General features: G+C 75.0%; 1 pseudogene. It reads left to right on the top strand.

The features are described from left to right. Positions 1–627 (top strand): annotated as a pseudogene (locus ACYVE9_RS29980) (flavoprotein); the annotation flags it as partial.

Genomic DNA, 627 nt, shown 5'->3' with positions numbered 1-627 from the left:
CAGCGGCGCCACCTTCGGCGGCGGCGAAGCCGACGAACTGCCCGCGCGCGGCGCGCTCGGCCTGGCCGCCAAGGCGGCCGTCGACAACGGTCACGCCGACGCCGTCACGGGTTTCCGCACGGCGGCCGTCGAGCGGTCCGGTGAGCAGCTGGTGCTGGTCGCGGAGGACGGCGGGCGCCTGGACCCGGTCGACGAGGTGCTGGTGCTCACCGGCTTCCGCCCCGACCTGTCGTTCCTCTCCGAGCTGCGCCTCGGGCTCGACGAACGCCTCCAGGCGCCGACGGCGCTGGCCCCGCTGATCGACCCCAACGTGCACTCCTGCGGCACCGTCTATCCGCACGGCGTACGGGAGCTGTCCCACCCGGAGCAGGACGTCCACCTGGTCGGCATGAAGTCCTACGGCCGGGCGCCGACGTTTCTCGCCATGACGGGATACGAGCAGGTGCGGTCCGTGGCCGCCGCTCTCGCGGGTGACCGGGAGGCGGCCGAACGGGTGGAGCTGACCCTGCCGGAGACCGGGGTGTGCGGCGGCGCGGGGCTCTTCGACGAGCCCGACGCCGCACAGGCGGCGGACGGTGGCGGCGGTTGCTGCTCCACCTCCGCCACGGTGCAGCTCGGCGCCGGGCC

It is taken from the genome of Streptomyces sparsus (genome assembly GCF_054776295.1).
The sequence above is the reverse complement of the archived record's forward strand: the minus strand, read 5'-3'. Positions and strand labels throughout refer to the sequence as shown.